22 protein-coding genes and 1 pseudogene are annotated in these 23,965 nt (G+C 69.8%); 11 read left to right on the top strand and 12 right to left on the bottom strand.

Features of this window, described 5'->3' with window-relative positions; all coding sequences use genetic code 11:
* Nucleotides 1–20 precede the first annotated feature (20 nt).
* Nucleotides 21–1,565 carry a beta-N-acetylhexosaminidase gene (locus tag AB0C30_RS48810; RefSeq protein WP_357957312.1) on the bottom strand — a complete coding sequence of 515 codons (1,545 nt, stop codon included), beginning with the start codon at nucleotides 1,563–1,565 and terminating at the stop codon, nucleotides 21–23.
* A 160-nt stretch (nucleotides 1,566–1,725) separates the two neighbouring features.
* On the opposite strand from AB0C30_RS48810, the gene AB0C30_RS48815 reads away from it, so the two are divergent.
* Nucleotides 1,726–3,210 (top strand): alpha/beta hydrolase, encoded by a 1,485-nt coding sequence (locus AB0C30_RS48815; RefSeq protein WP_357957314.1) that lies wholly within the window; start codon nucleotides 1,726–1,728, stop codon nucleotides 3,208–3,210.
* A gap of 27 nt (nucleotides 3,211–3,237) precedes the next feature.
* Here the strand turns inward: AB0C30_RS48815 and AB0C30_RS48820 are convergent, their stop codons facing one another.
* The 4 genes from AB0C30_RS48820 to AB0C30_RS48835 all read right to left on the bottom strand — a co-directional run bounded on the left by AB0C30_RS48820 (nucleotide 3,238) and on the right by AB0C30_RS48835 (nucleotide 7,255).
* The gene (locus AB0C30_RS48820) at nucleotides 3,238–3,714 is read right to left on the bottom strand and encodes a DUF6328 family protein (RefSeq protein WP_357957316.1); all 477 of its coding nucleotides are present in this window, start codon (nucleotides 3,712–3,714) and stop codon (nucleotides 3,238–3,240) included.
* Between the two features lie 66 nt (nucleotides 3,715–3,780).
* Nucleotides 3,781–5,802 carry a xanthine dehydrogenase family protein molybdopterin-binding subunit gene (locus AB0C30_RS48825; RefSeq protein ID WP_357957318.1) on the bottom strand — a complete coding sequence of 674 codons (2,022 nt, stop codon included), beginning with the start codon at nucleotides 5,800–5,802 and terminating at the stop codon, nucleotides 3,781–3,783.
* Nucleotides 5,799–6,770 (bottom strand): xanthine dehydrogenase family protein subunit M, encoded by a 972-nt coding sequence (locus AB0C30_RS48830; protein WP_357957320.1) that lies wholly within the window; start codon nucleotides 6,768–6,770, stop codon nucleotides 5,799–5,801. The genes AB0C30_RS48825 and AB0C30_RS48830 overlap by 4 nt, the downstream gene beginning before the upstream one ends.
* Nucleotides 6,767–7,255, bottom strand: a complete 489-nt coding sequence (locus AB0C30_RS48835) for a 2Fe-2S iron-sulfur cluster-binding protein (RefSeq protein ID WP_357957322.1) — start codon at nucleotides 7,253–7,255, stop codon at nucleotides 6,767–6,769. Before AB0C30_RS48835 ends, AB0C30_RS48830 begins: the two co-directional genes overlap by 4 nt.
* Before the next feature lie 117 nt (nucleotides 7,256–7,372).
* On the opposite strand from AB0C30_RS48835, the gene AB0C30_RS48840 reads away from it, so the two are divergent.
* The gene (locus tag AB0C30_RS48840; RefSeq protein ID WP_357957324.1) at nucleotides 7,373–7,735 is read left to right on the top strand and encodes a cupin domain-containing protein; all 363 of its coding nucleotides are present in this window, start codon (nucleotides 7,373–7,375) and stop codon (nucleotides 7,733–7,735) included.
* A 62-nt stretch (nucleotides 7,736–7,797) separates the two neighbouring features.
* Here the strand turns inward: AB0C30_RS48840 and AB0C30_RS48845 are convergent, their stop codons facing one another.
* The 3 genes from AB0C30_RS48845 to AB0C30_RS48855 all read right to left on the bottom strand — a co-directional run bounded on the left by AB0C30_RS48845 (nucleotide 7,798) and on the right by AB0C30_RS48855 (nucleotide 10,999).
* Complete coding sequence (locus tag AB0C30_RS48845) at nucleotides 7,798–8,784, bottom strand: NAD(P)-dependent alcohol dehydrogenase (RefSeq protein ID WP_357957326.1); 987 nt, start codon at nucleotides 8,782–8,784, stop codon at nucleotides 7,798–7,800.
* 107 nt (nucleotides 8,785–8,891) lie between these two features.
* Nucleotides 8,892–9,590, bottom strand: a complete 699-nt coding sequence (locus AB0C30_RS48850; protein WP_357957327.1) for a TetR/AcrR family transcriptional regulator C-terminal domain-containing protein — start codon at nucleotides 9,588–9,590, stop codon at nucleotides 8,892–8,894.
* A gap of 74 nt (nucleotides 9,591–9,664) precedes the next feature.
* Entirely contained in the window at nucleotides 9,665–10,999 is a 1,335-nt protein-coding gene (locus tag AB0C30_RS48855; RefSeq protein ID WP_357957383.1) for a transposase, read from the bottom strand.
* Nucleotides 11,000–11,065: 66 nt separating this feature from the next.
* Between AB0C30_RS48855 and tnpA the strand changes: the two are divergent.
* Nucleotides 11,066–11,353 (top strand): annotated as a pseudogene (gene tnpA / locus AB0C30_RS48860) (IS200/IS605 family transposase); the annotation flags it as partial.
* Between the two features lie 144 nt (nucleotides 11,354–11,497).
* Here the strand turns inward: tnpA and AB0C30_RS48865 are convergent.
* Complete coding sequence (locus AB0C30_RS48865) at nucleotides 11,498–12,448, bottom strand: WYL domain-containing protein (RefSeq protein WP_357957329.1); 951 nt, start codon at nucleotides 12,446–12,448, stop codon at nucleotides 11,498–11,500.
* Between the two features lie 90 nt (nucleotides 12,449–12,538).
* Between AB0C30_RS48865 and AB0C30_RS48870 the strand changes: the two genes are divergently transcribed.
* A complete protein-coding gene (locus tag AB0C30_RS48870) occupies nucleotides 12,539–12,961 on the top strand; it encodes a VOC family protein (protein ID WP_357957331.1) in 423 nt (140 codons plus the stop codon).
* Here AB0C30_RS48870 and AB0C30_RS48875 read toward each other — a convergent pair.
* The 3 genes from AB0C30_RS48875 to AB0C30_RS48885 all read right to left on the bottom strand — a co-directional run bounded on the left by AB0C30_RS48875 (nucleotide 12,945) and on the right by AB0C30_RS48885 (nucleotide 16,048).
* Entirely contained in the window at nucleotides 12,945–14,093 is a 1,149-nt protein-coding gene (locus tag AB0C30_RS48875) for a glycosyl hydrolase 53 family protein (RefSeq protein ID WP_357957333.1), read from the bottom strand. The two genes, AB0C30_RS48870 and AB0C30_RS48875, sit on opposite strands and share 17 nt — an antisense overlap.
* 128 nt (nucleotides 14,094–14,221) lie before the next feature.
* Nucleotides 14,222–15,502: an adenylate/guanylate cyclase domain-containing protein gene (locus tag AB0C30_RS48880; RefSeq protein WP_357957335.1), complete on the bottom strand. Its 1,281-nt coding sequence runs from the start codon at nucleotides 15,500–15,502 to the stop codon at nucleotides 14,222–14,224.
* Between the two features lie 153 nt (nucleotides 15,503–15,655).
* A complete protein-coding gene (locus tag AB0C30_RS48885) occupies nucleotides 15,656–16,048 on the bottom strand; it encodes a hypothetical protein (RefSeq protein ID WP_357957337.1) in 393 nt (130 codons plus the stop codon).
* 101 nt (nucleotides 16,049–16,149) lie between these two features.
* Here AB0C30_RS48885 and AB0C30_RS48890 point away from each other — a divergent pair, with 101 nt between their 5' ends.
* The 7 genes from AB0C30_RS48890 (at nucleotide 16,150) to AB0C30_RS48920 (ending at nucleotide 23,959) form a co-directional block, all read left to right on the top strand.
* Nucleotides 16,150–18,618 (top strand): DUF4132 domain-containing protein, encoded by a 2,469-nt coding sequence (locus tag AB0C30_RS48890; protein WP_357957339.1) that lies wholly within the window; start codon nucleotides 16,150–16,152, stop codon nucleotides 18,616–18,618.
* Nucleotides 18,619–18,717: 99 nt separating this feature from the next.
* Nucleotides 18,718–19,215 carry a MarR family winged helix-turn-helix transcriptional regulator gene (locus AB0C30_RS48895; protein WP_357957341.1) on the top strand — a complete coding sequence of 166 codons (498 nt, stop codon included), beginning with the start codon at nucleotides 18,718–18,720 and terminating at the stop codon, nucleotides 19,213–19,215.
* Nucleotides 19,175–20,188 carry an ABC transporter ATP-binding protein gene (locus tag AB0C30_RS48900; RefSeq protein WP_357957343.1) on the top strand — a complete coding sequence of 338 codons (1,014 nt, stop codon included), beginning with the start codon at nucleotides 19,175–19,177 and terminating at the stop codon, nucleotides 20,186–20,188. The genes AB0C30_RS48895 and AB0C30_RS48900 overlap by 41 nt, the downstream gene beginning before the upstream one ends.
* Nucleotides 20,185–20,991 carry an ABC transporter permease gene (locus AB0C30_RS48905; RefSeq protein WP_357957345.1) on the top strand — a complete coding sequence of 269 codons (807 nt, stop codon included), beginning with the start codon at nucleotides 20,185–20,187 and terminating at the stop codon, nucleotides 20,989–20,991. Before AB0C30_RS48900 ends, AB0C30_RS48905 begins: the two co-directional genes overlap by 4 nt.
* 129 nt (nucleotides 20,992–21,120) lie before the next feature.
* Nucleotides 21,121–21,804 carry a hypothetical protein gene (locus AB0C30_RS48910; RefSeq protein ID WP_357957347.1) on the top strand — a complete coding sequence of 228 codons (684 nt, stop codon included), beginning with the start codon at nucleotides 21,121–21,123 and terminating at the stop codon, nucleotides 21,802–21,804.
* Between the two features lie 131 nt (nucleotides 21,805–21,935).
* Complete coding sequence (locus AB0C30_RS48915) at nucleotides 21,936–22,739, top strand: SGNH hydrolase domain-containing protein (protein ID WP_357957349.1); 804 nt, start codon at nucleotides 21,936–21,938, stop codon at nucleotides 22,737–22,739.
* A gap of 29 nt (nucleotides 22,740–22,768) precedes the next feature.
* A complete protein-coding gene (locus AB0C30_RS48920) occupies nucleotides 22,769–23,959 on the top strand; it encodes an acyltransferase (protein ID WP_357957351.1) in 1,191 nt (396 codons plus the stop codon).
* Nucleotides 23,960–23,965: the final 6 nt, after the last annotated feature.

Consider the following 23,965-nt stretch of genomic DNA (forward strand, 5'->3'; position numbering starts at 1 on the left):
GTACAAGACCATCAGTTGGTTCAGGAACCGGCGGGCCAGGTGATCTGCCCGGAGTGGTAGTAGTTCACGCCCAGGACGCGCCAGCGCGGCCCCTGCGCGCCGAGGCGCTTCTTGAAGGCGGTCCAGTCGTGCTTGGCGTATGGGGACCAGCCCAGCTCGGCGATGGCGGGCAGGCGCGGGAAGGCCATGTACTCGATGTCGGCGGGAGTCCTGATCGTCTCGGTCCACAGCGGCGCCTCCACGCCCAGGACCTGCTGGGCCGGCAGGCCGGTCAGGTAGGCGCCCGGGTTCCAGCCGTAGGCGTCCTTGACCTCGATCAGCCCGGCCCAGTCCTGGCCGAGCTTGGTGCGCGAGTTGTACTTCATGTCCAGGTAGGCGCGGCTGGCCGGGGACATGATGACCTTCCGCCCGGCACCCGCGACGGCGCTGTCGTCCGGCGTGGTGCCCCAGTATTGAGCGACCGTGGAGGGCAGCGGCGTCGCCTTGACGATGTCGTGCCAGCCGATGACGGTCTTGCCGTGCGCGGCGGCGATGGCCTGCGCCCGGTTCATGAACGCGGCGTAGTCGGCCGGCTTGGTGGAGCTGGCCTCGTCGCCGCCGAGGTGCAGGTAGGGGCCGGGGGTGAGCGCGGCCAGCTCGCCGAGCACCTGGTCGATGAAGGTGTAGGTGAGCTCCTTCGACGTGCACAGCGAGCTGAAGCCGACGTCGGTGCCGGTGTAGAGGGGCGGCGCGACGCCGTCGCAGTTCAGCTCGGCGTAGGAGGCCAGGGCGGCGTTCGTGTGGCCGGGCAGGTCGATCTCGGGCACGACCGTGATGTTGCGGGCCGCGGCGTAGGCCACGAGCTCCTGGTACTGGGCCTTGGTGTAGTAGCCGCCCGGATCGCCGCCGACGGCGGTGCTGCCGCCGTAGGTGGCCAGTCTGGGCCAGGAGTCGACGACGATCCGCCAGCCCTGGTCGTCGGACAGGTGCAGGTGCAGGTAGTTGATCTTGTAGAGGGCGATCTGGTCGATGTACCGCTGGACGGCGGCCAGGGGGAAGAAGTGGCGGGCGACGTCGAGCATGGCGCCGCGGTAGGCGTAGCGCGGCGCGTCGGTGATCCGCCCGCCCTGCACGGGCCACGGTCCCGACTGGACGCTCGCGCTGTCGGCCGCGTACGGCAGCAGCTGCCGCAGCGTCTGTACCCCGTTGAACAGCCCGGCGGCCCCGTTGGCCAGCACGGTGATCCCGGTGGCGGTCACGTCGAGGCGGTAGGCCTCCTCGCCACCGCTCACGCTGCCCAGCCGCAGCGAGATCCCGCCGGCGGGCGGCGCGGCCACGATCGGCACGGGGTAGCCGGTCGAGCGCCGCAGCTGCCGGGCGAGCTGCTCGCCGACGGCGGGGACGTCGCTGTAGAGGCTGGTGGCCGAGGTGATCCGGTAGGTGACCCCGGCGGCGGGCGTCGCGCTGACCGGTGCGGGGACCACCCCGCCGAAGCTCAGGGGCGCGGCGGCGCGCGCGCTCGGGGAGGCGGAGACCGACGTGGCGACGAGCGCCGCCACCAGGATCAGCACTGTGCGCAGGCTCATGGCCTCACCATACGGACGTGATCCGCGCTAGTAAAGAAACTTTCCAAATAACGCTTGCACGCGCTCGGCCAGCGGCCTTCAAGAGCCTCGCAACCACCGCGCCCAACCATCGGAGAGTCACTAAGCGATATCCACTCGGCCGCCAGACGAGGACAGAGATATGCGACGCCTTCTCGGGGTCATCACCCCGTTAGTCATCGGCCTGCTCTCGGCGGGTCTGGTCACCGCCGAGCCCGCGACGGCACAGCCCGCGCGGACGGCCGACACACCGCCCAGCCTGAGCGCCTACTACGGCCAGCGGCTCGCCTGGACCCCCTGCAAGGGGGGTTTCCAGTGCGCGAAGCTCAAGGTGCCGCTCGACTACACCAAGCCGTCGGGCAAACGGATCGAGATCGCCGTGATCAAACTACCGGCGAAGGGCGCCAAGCGCCTGGGCTCCGTGGTGATCAACTTTGGCGGACCCGGCGGGTCGGGCGTCGACCTGCTGAGAGGTGCCGCGAAGGTGAAGTTCACCGCCGCCCTCCGCTCGCGCTTCGACCTGGTCAGCTTCGATCCGCGCGGCGTGGGCGCCTCCACCCCCGTGCGCTGCATGCCCACCCAGGTGGCCGACTGGTACCACTCCGTCGACGACACCCCGGACTCGAAGGCCGAGGTGAGGATGTACAACTACGCGCAGCTGCGGCTCGCGCAGGCGTGCCAGGCCAACTCCGGCGCGCTCCTGCCCTTCGTGGGCACGCCGAACGCCGCCCGCGACATGGACGTGCTGCGCGCCGGTCTCGGCGAGTCGCGCATGACCTACCTGGGCTTCTCGTACGGCACCCTGCTCGGCGCCACGTACGCGAACCTGTTCCCGGCCAGGGTGCGCGCGATGGTGCTCGACGGCGCCGAGGACCCCACCACGACGGCGACCGAGTTCGGCGCGGGCCAGCAGGACGGCTTCGGCGTGGCCTTCGAGTCCTTCGCGCGGGACTGCTTCAAGCACAAGGACTGCCCCTTCAAGAAGCACACGGTCACCGCGGTCACCAAGCAGATGCGCGCCCTGCACGACCGGACCGAGAAGGCGCCGCTCGTCAACACCTACGACGGCAGGCAGGCCACGCAGGCGATCGTGTACACCGGCCTCTACAGCCTCCTGTACGACCAGCGGTCGTGGCCGGCCCTGCGGCAGGCGCTCGGCTCGGCCTTCAAGGGCGACGGCACGCTGCTGCTGCAGTACGCCGACCAGTACAACGAGCGCGGCCCCGACGCCACCTACGCCAACATGATGGAGGCGCACGCGGCCATCGACTGCCTCGATCACCCGACCTGGCGGCGAGCGGTGCGCCAGGCCAAGGCGATCAGCTCCGGCAAGGCCGTGGCCAGTGCGTGCGACTTCTGGCCGGTCAGGAGCAAGACGGTCAACAGGGCCATCCACGCCAAGGGCGCGCCGCCTATCCTGGTGGTCGGCACCCTGCGCGACCCCGCCACGCCGTACAAGTGGGCCAAGGCACTGGCCTCTCAGCTGTCCTCGGGCGTGCTGCTGAGCTTCGACGGCGACGGCCACACCGCCTACGGCACCGGCTCGGCCTGCGTGAACACCTCCGTCGACCGCTACCTGATCACCCGGGTACCGCCGCGTGACGGGAAGATGTGCCCGAAGATCTGACCCGGCCCCGGTCGTGCGCGACCGGGGTCAGCTCGTGTCGTCGTCGCCCTTGGCCGAGCGGTCCATCGCCGGTTGCACGAACCAGGTCCACACGGCCAGCGCGGCGACGACGACGGCCGTGATCACCGCCACCGTGCTGTGGAACAGGTAGTCGACCACCAGCATGGTGGCCGCGGTCATCGAGACGGCCAGGGCCAGCGCCCCGGCGATGCCGTACAAGTTGGAGCGGCGGACCAGCATCTCCTTCAGCCCTTGGCGGAAGAGCACCCGGTGCTGGGCGGCCGGGGCGATGTAGCAGATCGAGGCGATCGCGGCACTGACCAGCGCCACGTAGAACAGCCGCCGATCGGCCAGGCTCAACTTGTCGAACCCCTGCGAGAACGGGACCGTCAGCAGGAACGCGAACAGCACCTGGACGCCGGTCACCGCCACCCGTGCGCTCTGCAGCAGCTCCACGAAATTGCGATCGGCCCGCTCCTTATGAGTTTCCCTGTCCGGTTCCATGTGCCTTCATCTACCTAGATCAGGAAATTTCATGCAAAAGCGCGATCAATTCGCGTAGGGCCAGCTTCACGTGAGCAGGCGGGCAGGGGTGATCGGCAGGTCGCGGACGCGGATGCCGGTCGCGTGATAGACCGCGTTGCCGATGGCGGCCGCGGTGCCGACGATGCCGATCTCACCGATGCCCTTGGTGCCCATGGGGTTGAGGTGCCGGTCGTCCTCCTCGATCCAGGCCGCGTCGATCCGTTCGATGTCCGCGCACACCGGCACGTGGTATTGAGCCAGGTCGTGGTTGCTGAACCCGCCGAACTCGTCGTCGATGACGCTCTCCTCCATCAACGCCATGCCCACGCCCATCGTCATGCCGCCGACGAACTGCGACATGGCCAGTTGCTCGTCGATGATCCGCCCGGCGGCGAAGATGCCCAGCAGGTGCGATACGCGGATCTCGCCGGTGTCCATGTCCACCCGTACCCGGGCGAACTGGGCGCCGAAGGCGTGTCTGGCCAGGTCCTGCTGCGCCTTGATGGCGTCGGTGGTGTCGGCGGCGCCGTGCTTGCCGTCGCGCAGCGCCTCCTCGCAGGCGGCCACCACGGCCGAGCCCCAGGAGGCGGTGCCCATAGAGCCGCCGGCCACCGGGGCCGGGGGCAGATCGCTGTCGCCCAGTTCGATCCGTACCTGGTCGGGCGGGGCGCCGAGCGCGGTCGCGGCGATCTTGGTCAGCGCGGTGCGGGCGCCGGTGCCGAGGTCGACGGCGGCCACGCGGACGACATAGCCGCCGTTCTCGACGGTGGCGGTGGCCTGGGACGGGCGCCGGAAGGCCGGGAAGGTGGAAGAGGCGACGCCGGTGCCGATGAGCCAGCGCCCCTGGCGGCGGACGCCCGGCGTCGGATCGCGCCCCTCCCAGCCGAACCGGCGGGCGCCCTCCAGCAGGCAGGCCACCAGGTTGCGGGAGCTGAACGGCAGGCCGCTCTCCGGCTCGGTCTCCGCGTCGTTGAGCACGCGCAGCTCGACGGGGTCCAGGCCGGTGGCGATGGCCAGCTCGTCCATGGCCGACTCCAGCGCGTACATGCCGGGGCATTCGCCCGGTGCGCGCATCCACGACGGGGTGGCCACGTCCAGCCGGACCAGCCGGTGGGCCGTGCGCAGCGCGGGCGTCTCGTACATGGTGCGGGCCGGGGTGGCGGTCTGCTCGGCGAACTCGACCAGCGTCGAGCTCTGCTCGGCGACCTCGTGCTCGACGGCGGTGAGGCGGCCGTCGGCGTCGGCGCCGAGCCGGACTCGCTGGATCGTCGGCGTCCGGTAGCCGGTGACGTCGAACAGTTGCTGCCGGGTCAGCGCCACCTTCACCGGCCGCCCGACGGCCCGCGCCGCCAGGACGGCGAGCATGGTGCCGGGGCGGATGGTGCCCTTGGATCCGAAGCCGCCGCCGATGTGGCGGCACACCACGCGCACCCGCTCGGCGGGCAGGCCGAGCGTCTTGGCGATCATGACGCGGGCCGTGGACACGCCCTGCGTCGAGTCGTAGACGGTCAGGTCGCCGTCACCGCTCCAGACGGCGAGCGTGGCGTGCGGCTCCATCGGGTTGTTGTGCACGGCCGGGGTCGTGTACGTCACGTCCACGGTGACGGCCGCCGCGGCCAGCCCGGCCGCCAGGTCGCCCTTCTCGGTGTCGGCCGGGTAGAACGGGTTCACCTTGTCCGGCCGGTAGAGCCCGGGGTGGTCGCCGCGCAGCCGTACGTCGTGCGGGTCCTCCTCGTAGGTGACCCGCACCTCCCGAGCGGCCGCGCGGGCGTTCTCGTAGGTGTCGGCGACGACGGCGGCGACGAACTGCCCCCGGTAGGCGACCTCGCGGCGCTGGAACAGCGCCAGCTCCGGGTCCGCGTCGGGGGCCAGCTCGGGCGGGTCCTCACTGGACAGTACGGCCAGCACGCCCGGCAGGACGAGCGCCCCCGTCGCGTCGATCGAGGTGATGCGGCCTCTGACGATCCCGGACTGAACCGGGTAGGCGTAGGTGACGCCCTCGATCGGGTATTCGGCCGAGTACGTCGCGCGGCCGGTGACCTTGTCGTGCCCCTCGATCCGGGTCATGGTGCCAGCTCCAGCAGGGTGCGGACGATGAGGTTGCGGGCCAGCGGCACCTTGTGCGCGTTGCGCGGCAGCGGGCGGGCCTGCTCCAGTTCGGCCTCGGCGGCCCGGGTGAAGCTCTCCTCACTCGCCGGGGCGCCGCGCAGCGCCCGCTCGGCGCGCTCGCACCGCCACGGCGCGTGCGCCACCGCGCCGAGCGCGATCCGGCAGTCGCGTACGCTCCCGTCGTCTGCGACGTCGAGGACGGCGGCGATCGAGACCAGCGCGAACGCGAACGAGGCGCGCTCGCGGACCTTGCGGTAGCGGGAGGCGCCCGGCGGCGGGGCGGGCAGGTGCACGGCGGTGACCAACTCGCCGGGCGCCAGCACGGTGTCGCGTTCGGGCTCGTCACCGGGCAGCCGGTGCAGCCCAGGCATCGGGATCACCCGGTCGCCGCCGGGTCCGGTGACCTGCACGCGGGCATCGAGCGCGGCCAGCGCTACCGCCATGTCGGACAGGTGGGTGGCCACGCATGCGGGGGAATGCCCGAGGATGGCGAGGTTGCTGTGGTCGCCGCCGATCGCCGGGCAGCCGGATCCGGGCCGCCGCTTGTTGCACGGCTTGGAGACGTCCTGGAAGTACGAGCAGCGGGTGCGTTGCAGCAGGTTGCCGCCCACGGTCGCCATGTTGCGGATCTGCCCGGACGCCCCGGCCAGCACCGCCCGCGCCAGCATCGGGTAGCGCTCGCGGACCAGCGGGTGGGCGCCGAGGTCGCTGTTGCGGACGGCGGCACCGACTCGCAGCCCGTCGCCGTCGGGCTCGATCCGGTCGAGCGGCAGCCGGCTCACGTCCACCAGGAACTCGGGCTCGGCCACGCCCAGACGCATGAGATCGACGAGGTTGGTGCCGCCGCCCAGGTACATCGCGCCGGGCCGGAACCTGGCCACGGCGTCGGCGGGGTCGCCGGCTCGCGCGTACTCGAAGGGTCTCATCGCGCCACCTCCGCGATCGCGGTGACGATGTTCGGGTAGGCGCCGCACCGGCACAGGTTGCCGCTCATCCGCTCGCGGATCTCCTCGGCCGTCAGCGCCGGGTCGGCGGCCAGGTCCTCGGTGACGGCGCTCGGACCGCCCTCGGCCAGCATCCCGGCGGCCGAGCAGAGCTGGCCGGGGGTGCAGTAGCCGCATTGGAAGGCGTCGTGCTCGATGAAGGCGGCTTGGAGCGGATGCGGCCGGTCGCCGTCCGCCAGGCCCTCGACGGTGGTGATGTCGGATCCGTCCTGCGCCACGGCCAGCGCCAGGCAGGCGTTGGCCCGCCGGCCGTCGATCAGCACGGTGCACGCGCCGCACTGGCCGTGATCGCAACCCTTCTTCGAGCCGGTCAGCCCGAGCCGCTCGCGCAGCAGATCCAGCAGCGAGACGCGCGGGTCCACCTCCACGGTCCACCGCGAACCGTTGACCTGCAGGGTGATCTCCATAGGCGCTCGCCTACCCGGTGCGCGGACGGCTCAACCCCACGTCGTCCTCGTTGCCTTGGTCGGCTTTGTTCGGAGAAATGCCCGGTGGGACACTGAAAGGTGACGAAGGGGGACGTCATGATCGAGGTCAAGAGCATCGACAAGCCCGACGAGCGCCGGGACTTCCCGATGGGCCACTTCGAGGTGTGCAACCTGACGGGCCTGAGCTTCGGTGTGGCCACGTTCGAACCCGGATGGCGCTGGTCGGCGTCCATCAAGCCGATCGTCGGCACCGATTCGTGCCAGGTCCATCACAACGGGTTCGTCGTCCGAGGCCGGCTCCGCATCCGGATGGACGACGGCGCCGAGGCCGAGATCGGCCCGGGGGAGGTCTTCGTCGCCCCGCCCGGACACGACGCCTGGGTGGTCGGGAACGAGCAGGTAGAGGTGTACGACTTCGCGGGCGGCGCCGCGGAGTACGCCAAGGCGCGGAGCGTCTGAGGCCTGCTTTTGCAGCGGGGGTCGCCGGCGGGCACGTAGCCGGCGGCCCTCGGCCCTTTCGTTCAGACCGTGATGACGACCTTCCCCACGACGTGACCCTCTTCCTGGTAGCGGACGGCCGCCGGGATCTCCTCGAACGGGTAACCGCGGTCGATGACCGGAGTGATCTCGCCGTCCTCGATGAGCCGGGTCAGCGTCAGCAGATTCTGCCGCTTCTGCGGGCAGTGGACCACGTCCGTCATGACGATCGTCTGGGACACGAACGGCCCGAGCGCCAGCGCCGCGAACACGTGAGCGGCGGGCTGGAACCATCGGCCGGGCGGTCCGCCGATGGCGACGTGGGCGCCCTTGGGGGTCAGCGCCCGGCGGCAGGCCGCTGCTGACTGGCTTCCCGCGATGTCCAGCAGCAGGTCGTAACGCTGTCCGTTCCGGGTGAAGTCCTCCGTGGTGTAGTCGATGACCTCGGTGGCGCCGAGCGACTTGACCAGGTCCACGTTCCGCGCGCCGCAGACGGCGGTGACCTCCGCGCCGAGCGCTCGGGCGATCTGCACGGCGAACGTCCCTACCCCGCCCGACGCCCCGTTGACGAGGACCTTCTGCCCGGACTGGACGCGGCCCTGGTCGCACAGGCCCATCAGGGCGGTGTTGGCCGCCATCGGCACCGCCGCCGCCTGCTCGAACGACAGGTTCTTCGGTTTCGGCGCCAGGTCGCTCGCCCGGACGCACGCGTATTCGGCGAAGCCGCCCTGGTTGGACTGCGCGAAGACCTCGTCGCCGGGGCTGAACTCCGTCACGTCCTTGCCGACCGCCTCGACCTGCCCCGCCAGGTCGGCGCCCAGGATGTGGATCTTCGGCCCGCGCAGCCCGAGGCTGCCGGGCATCAGGCGCGCGATGTACGGCTCGCCTCTCATGTGGTGCCAGTCGTAGGGCTGGATGGAGGTGGCACGGACCCGGACCAGTACCTCGTCGTCGCCGGGCAGGGGCTTGTCGATCTCGGTGATGGCCAGGTCGTCGGGTGAGCCGTACGTGCGTAAGACGATCGCCTTCATCGCAGGTGCCTCCGATTCGTACAACGTAAGTCGTACGTCGTAAGGTACTCTTACGGCGTAAGGCAGTCAAGGGCATGGCGAAGCGCCTTATGAGGCGAACGCGGAGGTCAGGCGGTCTCGCGCATCCTGTCGAGACCGTCGAGGATCAGATCCAGCCCGAACTCGAACTCGGTCTGGTCGTCGCACCACCCCAGCGTGGAGTCGGGGTCGTCGTGGGCGATCTCCCGCAGCATGCCGACGAGGTGGGGCAGCTGCTCGGCCATGGCGTCGAGCATGGCCGCGGATTCGTCACCGGTCCCGTCACCCGGATCGAACATCTCCTGGGTGAACCCCAGAGCCCGGCTCCCCAGGGCATGCAGCGCGTGGTGGGCCAGGTCGTTGGAGAAGCCACCGTCTCGCATGAGCCCGATCAGGGCATCGAAGTACTGTACGACGGCCGGACTCACGTCGGTACGGGTCTCGAAGACGCGCGGCGCCCAGGGGTGGCGGAGGAAGACCTGGCGGGCGGTCAGGATCCGCTGCCGCACGGCCGTCTTCCAGGCGGCACCCTTGGAGGGCACGTCGATCCGGCCGACCGCCTCGTTGATCTCGCCGGCGATGACGCCGACGATGCCGTCCAGGACGTCTTCCTTCTTGGCCACGTGGTAGTAGAGCGACATCGCCTCGGCGCCGAGCTCTTCCGCGAGACGGCGCATCGTGAGCGACTCGATGCCGCTTTCGTCGGCGACCTTGATCGCGGCCCGGAGCACCCGGTCTCTGCTCAACGGGGTGCGGGGCTCGGTCCTCGGTCCATTCCGCGTGGCCACCTAGATCAACCTCCGCGCCATATCGTACAAGTTGACCTGCTCCCCGCCTTGAAAGGGCGGGGATTCCCGTGCCGCTATGCGGCAGCTCGTGCCGCTTGCGCGGCCCGTGCTGTGGAACGGGGTGCTTGACGTTTCGCGGACCCGGGTGGGTCTCCACGCCCTGAGACGACCAGCCCGGCCGCCTGTCCTTTGCTCTTGATGTTCCTCGCCCCGACGATGTCGGCGTGCTCGGTGTGCCCGCAAGAAGTGCAGGAGAAGATCGCTTGGCTCTTGCGGCTCTTCTCGTCCACCTTCCCGCACGCAGGTTCCGGGCATGTCTGAGACGTGTACACAGGATTGATCTTATGGATGACACTGCCGGTGTAGCGGGCCTTCGAGCGAAGGGCGACTTCCAGGCCATACCAGCCCTTGTCGAGAATCGCCCTGTTGAGCCCGGATTTCGCCGCCGCGCCGTTGCGCAGGAACCTGCCCGGCCGGTCGGGGTCGGGCTTGGGCTTGACGGCCGTGCTCATGCCCTTGGTGTTCAGGTCTTCGATGACCACGTGCCCGTAGGCGCGGGTGAGCCGGTGCGCGGCTTGGGCGTTGAAGTCAGCGCGCCGCCACCGGATGCGCCGCATGATCTCACTCATCGCGGCCCTGACCGTCTTGCGGCGCTTCGATCCCTTCTGCGTGCGGGCGAGTCGGCGTTGCAGCCGTAGATACCGTTCCGCTTCGCCGGGCGTGACATACCCCAGGTCGTCCTGCCGGTCTTGTTTCGTCTCCCGTGGCAGCTGCAGGGAGGAGACACCGCTGGTTCCGGCGTGGCGGCGGTCGAAGAACTCCCCGTCCGAGGTCACGGCGGCCGTGACCACCCCCCGGTCCACGCCCACCCATCCAGGGCAGGCGTGTTCCTCACGCTCGGCGATCCCATCCTCGAGCAGGAAGCTGATGAACCAGTGCTTGCCGTCCCGGGACACGGTCGCGGACTTGACGCTCCCCCCGAGCGGACGCGACATCCGAAACCGCGCCCACCCGAACTTGGGCAGCAACACCCGCCCCCACCTGCGGCCGATCCGCTCCACCGGCAGGTGCTTGGCGGTGGGGAAGCGAAACGAGGGCCGCCACTTCGCCTTCGACTTCCAGCCCACCTTCCACGTGCCATGCGTGCGGCACGCCTGGTCCAGGTCCTTGAGGGTCTGCTGGATCACCTGGGCGGGGGCATCAGCGAGCCAGTCGCAGTACGGGTCCTTCTTCGCCTCGGCGAGTTGCCCGCACTGCTCGGCATAGTTGATCCACTGCCCGCGCCGCCGGTAATCCCGCCGCTGTTCGAGGCCGGTGTTCCACACCGCCCGGCAGATCCCGCCCAGCCTCTCGGCGAACGCCCGCTGCCCGAAGTCGAACTCCAGGCGATACTTCCGGCCCGCCAACATGCGCAACACCCCCTCTCCCAGGCGCCACTCTCGTCTCCCCGACTCGAAAACAATATCGTCTGGTCTATGAGCCAGGAAGTGGAATATCGACGAGGCAGACACGTGGTTTCCGCGATGCACGCCCATCTGGTCTTTATCACCAAATATCGTAGAAACGCCTTCGACAACGCGATACTGCGCCGCTGCGAAGACATCATGATCGAGGTATGCAACGGTTTCGAGGCCGAACTCCGCGAGTTCAACGGCGAACACGACCACGTCCACCTGCTCGTCCACTACCCGCCCAAGGTCGCGATCAGCAAACTCGTCAACTCGTTGAAGGGCGTCTCCTCGCACTACCTGCGCAAGGAGTTCACCGGCCGCGTCATCCACGCTCCACGCACCGGGATGCTCCGCCTGCGGCGGGCCATCTCCCACAGGCGGCTGCATTCGCCCCCGGCCTGAAAGCTGAGACTTTCTGCGAACCTTCTGTAGGTTTGAGCCCCGATCGCTGCCAGGTCAACGTTCGCCGGCGTACTGGCCGGCCAGCTCGGCGCCGATTCGCGCCAGCTCCGCCTGGACCGTCCGCGGCTCGACCACCTCGATCATCGCGCCCCAGCCGGCCAGGTTCCTGGCGATGTCCAGCGGGGTCGGCGCGGCGAGGCGGACTCGGACCCGGCCGTGGTCGAGCTCGCCGTCGGTGTGGCAGTGCCGCCCGAAGTGGGTGCGCAGCACCGGCACGAACCTGGCTTCGATGATCACGGTCGCCCACGTACGCGAACGCCGCCGCTCCACCTCCCCCACGACCTGCTCCCACGCGTCGGCGAGCGTGAAGTCGTCCGGCCGCTCGGCGGTCTGGTCCGTCGGCTCGGCCTCGATGATCCGGTCGATCCGGAAGGTTCGCTGTCCGCGTTCGGTCCCGGCGATCAGGTACCAGATGTCGTCCTTGTCGATCAGGCCCCACGGGTCGATCAGCCGTTCGCTCCGCTCCCGGGCGCTGCCGGCGTAGGTCAGTCGGACCTTCCTGCGCCGGACCACGGCGGCCTGGAGCAGGTCGACCAGCTCGGGGCGGCGGCGATCACGCTCGCCCCAGCGGGTGGGGTCGATCATCGTCGCGCCGGCGGCGGCCTCGGCGTCGGCCCGGAAGGTCTGCGGCAGCGCCCGTACGAGCTTGCGCAGCGCCGCCTTGGCCTCACCCGAGACGGCCGCGGCCGGTCCGACCAGCAGGAACAGCGCCTGCGCCTCGGTCGCCGACAAACCGCTGAGATCGGTACGGGCGCCGCCGACGAGCGACCAGCCGCCACCGCGTCCGGCCTGCGGATAGACCGGGATGCCCGCCGCGGACAGCGCCTCCAGATCGCGGCGGGCGGTGGCGACGGACACCTCGAGCTCGCCGGCCAGCTCGGCGGCGGTCACCCGGCCACGGCTCTGCATGAGCAGGAGGGTCGCGACGAGCCGGTCAGCGCGCATGTCCCCATCTTCTCCAAGAAAGTGGTCAATTGGTGAGCACTTTAGCTTGGAGGATGGTCATAGTCACCGACCGAAAGTAAGGAACACCCCATGTTGCGTGGACTCACCACCGTCAGCTTCTTCGCCGACGACGTCTCGGCCGCCCGGGACTGGTACACCGAACTGCTCGGCATCGAGCCGTACTTCTTGCGCCCGGTCGAGGGGCCGCCCGCGTACATCGAGTTCCGCCTCGGCGACTACCAGCACGAGTTCGGCATCGTCGACCGCCGATTCGCCCCGCACGGCCGGTCCGACCAGGCCGGCGGCGCGGTGATCTACTGGCACGTGGACGATGTCGAGGCCGCCTTCGAGCGGCTGCTGTCCCTGGGCGCCACCGTGCACGACAAGCCGGTCGAGCGGGGGCCGGGATTCGTCACCGCGTCCGTGGTCGACCCCTTCGGGAACATCCTCGGCGTGATGTACAACGAGCACTACCTGGAGATCTTCGGGACGCGGCCTACGGAGTCCATCTGATGCCGGGATTGATGCCGCCGGTCCAGTTGAAGGTGGCCATGTTGTCCCACTGGTCGCCGGTGCCGTTGATGTTGGCCGGGTCCCAGCCGTTGCCGGAGATGGCGTACCAGGTCGGTTCCCAGTAGAAGACGCCGATCGCGCCCGCGCCGCGCGCCGTGTTCTGGACCGCGGCGAACTCGTTCGCCTGCCCCGCCCAGGTGGCCGGGTAGCCCGAGCACGGCGCCGAGCCGGTCACCACGTTCCCCTCGCTGTCGGCGTTGGCCGCGGTGAACGGGTAGGCGGTCTCCGCCACGATGACCGGCTTGCCGTACCGGGACCTCGCGTCGTTGATCACCGTGGACAGGGTGGACAGCGGGCCGTGCCACATGCAGTAGTAGGACAGGGCGGTGATGTCCCACGGCACGCCCTTGGCCCTGATCCCGTCGTAGAACCAGCGGGCGTTGGCGAGGCTGTCGGCATCTGCGGTGTGGATGATCACCTGGGTTGCGCTGTTGCACGCCTTGGTCGCGTTGTATCCGGCCTTGAGCAGCAGGCTCAGGTTGGTGAAGTCGTTGTTGATGACCTTGCCGTCGTTCCAGAGCATCCCGACGTTGATCTCGTTGCCGATCTGCACGCTGTCGGGCGTGGTGCCCTGCGCCTTCAGGCTGTTGCAGACGTCGTAGGTGTAGTTGTAGAGGTCCGTCTGGAGCTGGCCGATGCCGTGACTCGCCCACGCCGCCGGCTTGAACTGCTTGCCCGGGTCGGCCCAGGTGTCCGAGTAGTGGAAGTCGATCATCAGGCCGAGACCCTTGGCCTTGACCGTCCTGGCGTAGGCGAGGACCTTCGCCTTGTTGTTGTAGCCGCTCGCCGGGTTGTTCCAGACGCGTAAGCGGACGTAGTTGACGCCGACGCCGGCGAGGATGTCCAGCGGGTCGGCGGCCGTCCCGGCGGCGTTGTAGTACTTGGCACCGAGGTCCAGGCTCCGCTGGAGCGACGAGACGTCGGCGCCGCGCATGGTCAGCGTGGCGGCCGAGGCGGGGGCGGGGTTCACGAGTGCGACGGCGAGCAGTGTCGCCAATGCGAGGAGGAGCGTGCCCCCGATCCTCCAGGGGCGGTTCAGGTGGTTGACGGCCATCCCGATCTCCTTGCTCAAGAAATGGGCGGGCTCCTCTGCGAACGTTCACAGAGGCTCTTGAGCGCTCCTCTGTGAACGTTCACAGACCCTCTTGAGCATGAGGATAAAGAAGGATCTCCCGCCGGGGAAGAGTGGTTCCCGGGAATTCAGCCCTCGAAGAAGGTCAGCTGGACCCCGGAGACCGTACGCCGGACGGAGGCGAACCCGTCCAGCTGGGCGCGCTCACTCCCGGCCTCGCTCAGCCGCTCATGTACGGCCTCGCTCAGATAGACGTGACCGGGCCTGCCGAGATCCTGCGCCATCTTGGAGGCGAGATTCACCGGCGCGCCCGCGACATCCCACCCACCACCCGGCGTCTCACCCGCCAGCACCGGCCCGGCGGCCACCCCGATCCGGCAGACGATCTCATGCTCGGCCAGGCCCGCGCGCAGGCCTTGCGCGAAGCGTACGGCCGGCGCGACCTCCTCGAACAGGTAGAGAGCCAGCGGTCCAGCGATCTTGATCTCCACGGCACCCCGCTCGGGCATGAGCCGGAGCCCCGTCTCCCTCAGCACGGCCGACAGGGCCAACCCTCTCAGCAGCCCGAGCTCAGGCGTCTCGGCCGCGGCGACGCTCCGCTCGACCAGAACCACCGTCCGGTCCTGAAGATGCTCGGCGGCCAGCCGCCGGGCCAACTCGACGTCCTCGGGACGACCCTCCAGCCTCAGCAGGTCGGCGTAGAAGGCCGCGGAGTAGGGAATCGGGTAACGCAGCTCCTCGGCGACCGGCCGCACATCGTCCGGACGGGGGCCGTCGAGCACCTGATAGACGGCGCCGACCAGGCTCTCGGGGCCGTCCTTGCGTCGCAGGACGAAGGCATGGTCAGGCGGCAGCCGGTCGACGACCGCCCCTGTCACCACGAGCTCCCCGCCTTCGGTGTGGTTCTCCGCGATGTCCTCGATCGCGTCCGCCTCCGGGCCGTACAGCCCACCGGCCAGGCCGTAGAAACTCCCGTAGTGCGTACCGATGCCGATCCGTACGCGGCAATGGCGTTCGATCTCGTCCTGGACCTTCAGCAGGGCCGACAGCAGCACCCCCGCCTCCGCCGATTCCGGATGGAACATCTGGGCGTTGTCCGCCGCCCACACACCCACCGCCTCGCCGCCGATGGCCCTGGCGTGGGTGTGCAGGATCCGCTTGGGCCGGTCGATGAGCGCCAGCACCTCCAGCAGACCCAGCCGCTGACTGAGCTTCGTCAGCCCGGCCGAATCGGACACCACGTTGTAACCGCGGACCGCGAATCGGCTCAGCAGCCGCCGCGCGTCCTCGTGGCTTTGACCGGTGTCACGCCACTGCTCGATCAGCGCCAGCGGCAGACCGGCCGCGGAGCGCGGCTCGGTGTCGAAGGTGCTCGGGATGTATGCGCCCGTGGGGGGTTCGGAAGCCACCCGACCACCGTATATCACTCAGCGCACTTGTATAAACGCTCTCTGTGATCGGCTCGCGCGGCCGAGGAGGCGCTGGCGCGAGCGGGCGCCAGGGACGACAGCCGCGCCGCCAACCAGCAGCGGCGGTCTCTGCAGGACGCCGCCGCACCCGTCTCAGCCTCCGACCAGCGGGACAAGCTTGACGAACGAGATCACCGGATCCGCGGTCAGGTCGATCGACTCGTCCAGATCCTCGATCTGACGATCACCGACCAGCAGGAGGAACCCGTTGCGCGCGAACGCCCGCTCGGCGATGTCCGCCTGACGCTCCCAGTCGATCCGCCGTGCCGCGCGCATCCGGTAGCCGTTCAGCTCGACCTCGGCGTCGTCAGGCTTGACCAGCCCGTTGAACCTGGGCGAGGGCGCCGCGTTGTACCGGGCGACCTCCTCGCGCACGCGCAGCCGCAGCAGCTCACGCGCGGTGATCCGGTCCGGCAGGCCGGGCAGCGTGAACTCCTCCAGCGGCCGGCCACTCGCGCTCTCGTCACGGAAGGTGACCTGGGCCATCGATGATCTCCTGTGGTAGTGGGATGACCCTTGACTATCAGCCGCCTCCGACAAGCCGGCCTCCGGCGAATTCTGTCGGACGGCTTCGGCATGATCCAGGCATGCGCGAACTCACCGTCGACGAGACGGTCACGGCCGCCTTCGCGTCCACGAGCTGGATCATGGAGGCGATCGTCCAGGAGCTTGAGCTGGAGGGACGGTCATACTCCTGGCTCTGGCCGGATGACCGGGACGAACGGCGTGACGAGAAGCTGCGGCGCCTGGCCCGGAATGTCCGGCAGGAGTGGGTGGGACGGCTGCGTCACACGGAAGGCGCCGACCGCCGGGCCGCCGTGATCTACCTGGCTCAACCCGGGCTGGACGAATACTACGAAGAGCTGGAGCCGGCCCTGTCCGGCTCCAGCGGCTGGACCGCCACCGACGTGGCCGCGCTGCTCTCGGTCGTGCGCAGCCGGAGGCTTCACTACTGGGACGCCACCTGGGTGTGCCAGGTCGTGGACCTGGTGCTGGAAATCGACGTCGCCGAGCGGCAACACCTGCGCGAGCCGTTCACCCGGCTGATCGAGGCCATGGCCCACGTCCCGCTGCCTGCGGACGACCGACGACGTCTGCACCGCCGGATCGCGCTGGCCCTGCCCGGCGGTCCGACGACATTGCCGCTGTCGGCACTCGTACGCGCCGACGCCTGGGCCTCGTCCGTACGCGATTACCTTGGGGACGCGCCCGCACCCCACCTGGTCAAGCTGGTCGAGCATCTGTGCGAGGTACATACGCCTCGGCCCACCCAGACGTGGCGCGCCCGCTGCCTGACCCTGCTGGAGCCCGCCGGTGCGCGGGAGTTCGTGCGGTTCGCGCTGACGGCCTTCATCCGCGAGGTGTCCGACGACGGCAACCGGCGGATGGTGTCCGAGGCGAACACGGATGTGGCCCGCGGGACCATCTGGGCGGCGACGCTGGCCCGGGTCGACGATCTGGCGGCCACTCTGACCTGGTTGGCCGTCCATCTGGGTGGTGACCGCGCCCGATTCACGCAGGATCTGGTGATCGCCGGGGCCGCGATCAACGCGCTCGGCGAGGGCGAAGACCCGCAGCCGCTCTGGCGGCTCCAGACCTCGATCAAGCACCGGGCGCTGCGCAAGCAGGTCGACACCGCGCTCGCCACGGCCGCCGGACACGCCGGGATCACACCGGCCCAGCTGCTGGAGCGGGGCGTGCCGACCCACGGACTCGCCACCGACGGGACCCGGTCGTGGCGCCTGGGCGACCACACCGTGGTGCTGACCGTCCGGGACGCGGTCACCGTACGACTCGGCTTCACCGCCGCCGACGGCACCGCGGTCCGTGCCCTTCCCGCGGCGGTGAAGGAAACCCATGCTGAGGAGCTCAAGGCCATCAAGGCCGTCCAGAAGGAGGTCCGCCAGACGCTGGCGGCCGAGCGCGCCCGCTTGGAGGGGCTGTTCACCGTCGACCGGACCTGGTCGCACGAGGAGTGGGCCCGTCACTACCTGAATCATCCGATTACCGGGGTGGTGGCGCGCGGGCTGATCTGGGAGGCGGATGGGACGGCCTTCCTGCCCGGCGACGCACCGCCCGGGGCCGAGGTCCGGCTGTGGCATCCCGCGCGCGCCGCGCCGGCGGAAGTGGCGGCCTGGCGGGAGACGGTGACCGGGCGACGGCTGCGCCAGCCGTACAAGCAGGCCTTCCGGGAGGTCTACGTGCTCACCCCCGCCGAGGAGAGCACAGGGGTCTACTCCCATCGGTTCGCCGCCCACATCGTCGACCACCCGCGGCTGTACGCGCTGCTCAAGGAGCGCGGCTGGCAGACGCTCTGGCTGCGCGCCTTCCACGGCGAGCAGGAAGCCGTGGCCAAGAAGGAACTGGCGGAGGGCGCCTGGCGGGTCCGCTTCCGCTACGAGACCGCCGCGGTGGCCGACCACGAGGTGACCCTTGCCGCCACCGACCAGGTCCGTTTCGACCGGCGCGACGGGCGCGCCTGGCGGGAGACGCCACTGGCGTGGGTTCCGCCGCTGGTGTTCAGCGAGGCGATGCGGGACGTGGACCTGTTCATCGCGATCACCTCGATCGCCGCCGACCCGGACTGGATCGACCGGGGCGAGGACGGTTTCAGCGGTGGAGAGCGATTCGGCGGTGGAGAGCGATTCGGCGGTGAGGAGCGTTTCGGCGGTGACGAGCGTTTCGGTGGGTACGTGCGAGAGGCCGCCTTCGGCACGCTGCCGCCGTCGGCCGAGGTCCGCCGCGACGCACTGGCCCGGATCCTCCCCCGTACGGCGATCGCCGACCGCTGCACGCTCACCGACCGCTACCTCGTCGTCCGCGGTGATCTGCGCACCTACCGGATCCACCTGGGCAGCGGCAACATCCTCATGAGCCCCAGCGACATCTACCTGTGCATCGTCACAGCCCGTAAGCGCGACGCCAAGCTATTCCTGCCCTTCGAGGAGGACGGCCGCCTGGCTCTCATCCTCAGCAAGGCCTTCCTCCTCGCCCACGACAGCAAGATCACCGACGAGACCATCCTCCAGCAGATCCGCCGGGCAGACGTCACCTGATGGCTGCGGACGACGAGCCGGCCGACCCCAAAAGCTATGGGGCAAAAATATATGAGCTCGTAATGTATGGCACCAAACAAAGTCGCTATCCTGACGAACATGACATCTGGCCATTCAGCGGAGTCCGACCTCCAGCAGGCGCCACTCCCCTATCTGGTGTCGATCGCGGGAAACGTGCTGAACAGCCGCTGGAACGCTCTGTTGAGCCAGGAGCACGGCGTGTCCGTCGCGGGGATGAACGTGTTGCTGGCCCTGAGCCGCGGGTCGGGCACCCACACCGAGATCGCCCGGCGCTGCCGGGTGCACGTCTCCACACTGACCGGGATCGTGGACACGCTCGCCCGCGATCACCTCGTGGACCGTCTGCGGGACACCGTGGACCGAAGAAAGGTCCTGCTGGTGCTCACGCCGCGCGGCAAGAAGATCACCGAGCGCGTGGGGCACGTCCTGAGCGAGGCGCCCCCGCTCACCCCCAGCCTGCCGGATCCCGAGCACGAGGCGATCATCCGCACGTTCCTCATCGGCACGATCGAATTCGACGAACGGGAGGCCACTCGTGCCCGGATCGCAGACACAGAGAGCGGCGAAGGTCGATGACTCCGCCGTCGCCATCGACGCCCTGGTCAAGAGATATCCCGGGGCTCCGGCGAACGCCGTAGACGAACTCTTTCTCGAGGTCCGCCCAGGAGAGATCTTCGGCCTGTTAGGCCCCAACGGCGCGGGCAAGAGCACCACGATCGGCATCCTCACCACCCGCGTCATCCCCACCGGCGGCACGGCCACCATCCTGGGCGTGGACGTCGTGGCCCGCCCCGTGGCGGCGCGCCGGCTCCTGGGCGTCGTGCCCCAGGTCAACAACCTCGACCGCTCCCTCAACGCCTGGCAGAACCTGGTCTTTCACGCCGCCTACCACGGCGTGCCGCGAGCGGTCCGCAAGGCCCGGGCCACCGAGCTCATGGAGTCCTTCGGGCTCATCGGGCGGGGCCGCGACAGCGTCAACACCTATTCGGGTGGCATGGCCCAGCGCCTGCTGATCGCCCGAGCCCTGATGCACGACCCTCGCGTACTGTTCCTCGACGAGCCGACGACCGGGCTCGACCCGCAGGCGCGGCTCTTCGTGTGGGACCGGATCCGCGAGCTGCGCGCCGCGGGGGTGACGGTCGTCCTGACCACGCATGACATGGACGAGGCCGCCGACCTGTCGGACCGGGTCGGCATCATCGACCACGGCAAGCTGCTCGCGCTCGGCACGGTCCACGCGCTCACGCGTGGCCTGGAGGGGAAGAGCCTGCTCGACATCACTCTCGGGCAGGTCCCCGGGCCTGCCGTCCAGGAGCTGCCGGACGTCCTGGCCGGTGTCGACGGCGTCGAAAGCGTGAAGTCCGCACCCGCCGGGCCTGCCTCGAGCGAGACGCGTTTCCGGCTCTACGTGAGCCGCGATCCCGCCGCCGTGCTCGGACCGGTGGCGCAGCTGCTGGCCAAGCGCGACTGCCCCATCACCAACGTCCAGATCGGCGAGCCGAGCCTGGAGGACGTCTTCATCACCCTCACGGGGAGGAGCCTGCGATGAGCGTGCCCGCCCAGACGGCCGTCCGCAGGGGTGTCAGCCCGCTGCGCGTGGTCCTCGCGATCCTGTGGCGCGATGCCGTCGTGACCTGGCGCGACCTCATCTCGGTACTCGCCCAGGTCGTGCTCCAGCCACTCGTCATGCTCTTCATCTTCGTCGGCGTGCTCGGCCGCCTGGCCTACGTCGACCCCTCCTACAACGACGTGCTGCTTCCCGGCGTGGTCGCGATGAGCGGCTTCGTGGCGGCGCTCCAGGCCGTCGCCCTGCCGCTGATGATGGAGTTCGGCTACACGAAGGAGATCGAGGACCGCCTGCTGGCGCCGGTCTCGATCTCCCTGGTCGGCCTGGAGAAGGTGCTGGCGGCGGCGCTGCGCGCGCTGTTCGCCGCCGCGGTCACCCTGCCCGCCGGCATGCTGATCATCCAGGACGCGTCGTTCCGGGTCGACGGCCTTCCGCTGCTCGTGCTGTCGGTCCTGCTCGGCGGCTGGGCGGCCGGGGCGATCGGGCTGATCATCGGTACGCTGCTGCCGCCCGGCAAGGTCGGCATCATGTTCGCCCTCATCATCGCGCCGATGCTGTTCACCGGCGGCACCCAATACCCGTGGCCCTCGCTCGGTGAGCTGCCCTGGTTCCAGGTCCTGACGGCGCTCAATCCGATGACGTACTCGAGCGAGGGAGTACGGGCGGCGCTGGAGCCGCAGGTGCCGCACATCGAGCCGTGGATCTCGATCGTCGTGCTCACCGGCTCCTGCGTGGTGCTGACCGCCATCGGGATGGTGAGCTTCCGCCGCCGGTCCCTGACCTGAGGACGCCGCCATGACCTCCACCCGCCTCGGGAAATCACCGCGAGACGGGATGACGTTTACGTCGTGAGCGGCGCGGGCACCGATGGCGAGGGTGATCAGATGCCTGGCAGGTACACACGCTCCACGGACGTGCGGGGCATTCTGCCGCGCGTGTGGCCGGCCGTGCTGGCGATCGCGCTGGCCTTCGGAAGGGGCTATCTCGACGCCTACGGCCCAGCGGGCTGGGTCGGGGTCGTCCTGGCGATCATCGGTTTCTTCGTCGCGGTGGCACCGATCGGCCTGGCGTTCTTCAGATGCACCCGGGTGTTACTGAGCCTCGCGATGGGCATGGCGCTGATCTACTGCATGAACCTGGCCGACGAGGCCGTGGCGCGGCAGGCGCTGGCCCAGCGCGGCCAGGTGAGCGACTGCCTGGTACGCCAGGAGACCCCGCAACAGCGCACCGTCACCGACACCCACTACCAGCCCGGCACCTCACCCGGCGACCCGGGCACCACGTGGACGTCCACGCGCAGCGAGACCTACTACGACTACCGCCTGGCCTGCTCGCAGGGCGGTCCGGACTCGATGACGACTCGCATCTCCGTGGCGCGGCCGGGCACCACCCTCGCGGTCCTCTGGGACCCCACCGGACGGATCGACCCACGCCCGGCCGCGCCCGGCGACACTCCGGCCGAGGACTTCCGCGCCGCCGGGTTGGCGGGAGGAGCAGGCGTCCTGCTGGCCCTCCTCGACGCCGTGCTCGACGCCACCGGCTTCCATCTCAGACTTCCCCGCTGGCTGACCGCGCGCCGCTTCCGGCGACGCCGCTGATCGACGCCGCTGATCGACGCCGGGAACCGCTCCACCCAGACGCAGGGGCGCTGCCTTCGTGACAGCCCATCCCCCGTTGTGTGATGAAACGATGACAACGCGGTTGACCTCCGGAATCGTCTGCTTGCCTGATGGTCATGCAAGCGACTCCCTATTTCTCCACTGGCCTCCGTCGTACCGGGGCATTCCTGGCCGTGGCCGTCGCGGTCGGGGCCACGCTCGCGGGTTGCGGCGCCTCCACCGCCTCCACCGCCTCCACCAGCGATGGACAGCAGACTGCGCAGGCCGCGGCCGGCGTCAGGGTGTTATGGATGGGTGACTCCATCGCGGGCGCGCAGGCCCCGGCTCTGGAAGCGGCGCTGAAAGCCGGCGGTGTGGCGTTCAAGAACGCCACGTCCGACGGCGGCGGCAACATCGTCGCCGGTGACCATCCGGTGACGGCCATGGCGGCCAAGGACACCTGGAAGACCCTGAAGGCGAACCTCGCCTCCTTCCGGCCGACGGTGATCGCCTACCAGATCACCAGCTACGACTGGGGCGCCGCCCGCCAGCAGCTGTCGGCCTACCAGAAGCTCGCCCGAACGGCCCAGGACGCCGGCGCCCGGCTCGTACTGGTGTCCGCCCCGCCGTTCAAGATCGACGAATTCTTCAAGCCGCACGAGAACGCGATCAAGAGCGCGCCCGCGATGGCCGCCAAGGCTGCTCACGCAAGCTACCTGGACGCCTCCGAGCTGTGGGGCAGCGACTACGCCGCCGGCAAGGCCCAGCGCGCCAAGGACGGCATCCACTCCTGCCAGCAGGGGTCGGCGGCCTTCGCCACCTGGTTCGCCAAGCGGCTCGGCGAGCTGGCCGGCTTCACCCCGGCCGCCCCCAGCGTCTGGGCCACCGGGCCGTGGACCGGCGACGAGCGCTACGCCAAACTCGGCTGCGGCTGATGGTGCCGGCTCCTCGGGGCGAGGGGTTGATGGTTTCAGCTCCGCGACGCGCGCACATCGGCGCGCTTGACGGGCTGCGCGGGCTCGCTGTCACCGCGGTCCTGCTGTTTCACGCCGGGCAGATGCGTGGCGGGTTCCTGGGCGTCGACCTGTTCTTCGTCCTGTCCGGCTTTCTGATCACCGGCCTGCTGCTGGAGGAGCTCGGCGGCGGCGGCCGGCTCAACCTGACGGCCTTCTGGGGGCGCCGGGCCCGCCGTCTCCTGCCCGCGCTGACCGTCATGGTCACGTCGACGCTGCCGCTGGCCTGGGCGTTCGCCAGGCCGGACATGCTGAGGTTCGCCCTCCAGGACGCGCCATGGGTGGCCGCCCAGAGCGTGAACTGGCACTATATCCACGAGCAGCTCGGATACTGGGATGCTGCCGGCACCCGCTTGTTCGCCCATCTGTGGAGCATCGGCGTCGAATGGCAGTTCTACCTGGCCTGGCCCCTGGTGGTGGCATTGGCCGGGAAGGGGCCCGGCGGGCAGCGGCGAGTGGCGCTCGTCGCGGTCGCCGGTGCGCTCATCTCGCTCCTGCTCATGATCAAGCTCGGGGCGGCCGTGGACACCACCCGCGCCTACGAGGGCACCGACACCCGGGCCTTCTCTCTCCTGCTCGGCGCGGCCGCCGCCACGGCGCCCGTCCGAGACGCCGTGGCCGGCCTGCCGCGCCTAGCCGTGGACGCGATCTGTGTCCCGCTGCTGTGCGGGCTGTCCGCCTCATGGCTGCTGACCGGCGGGGAAGAGGCCCCGGGTCTGTTCCAGGGCGGGATGTTCGCGCACTCCCTGGGCAGCGCCGTGCTGATCGCGCTCCTGGCCCGTACGCCGGACGGTCTGGTGGGCAGGGTGGTCGGCGGCGCCGTACCGCGGCGGCTGGGCGAGCTGTCCTACAGCCTGTACCTGTGGCACTGGCCGGTCTATCTGCTGCTGCCCCGGCCGGTGGCCGGGCTCGACGGCTGGGGCTGGACGATCGCCGCGGTCGGACTGTCGCTGCTGGTCGCGCTAGTCTCGAAGGCCGTGGTCGAGGATCCGGTACGACTGCGCGCCCGGTGGGCCACCGGGCGGCGCGGATGGGCGGCGCTGGCCGTCGCGGGAGTGACGGCGGTGGGGCTGTGGGCGGCGATACCGCGGCCGCGACCCGGCGCCGGGACGGTCGATGTGAGCATGCTGAACCAGCCGTAGCCGGAG

The organism is Nonomuraea sp. NPDC048901 (genome assembly GCF_040649695.1).
Lineage (GTDB): Bacteria > Actinomycetota > Actinomycetes > Streptosporangiales > Streptosporangiaceae > Nonomuraea.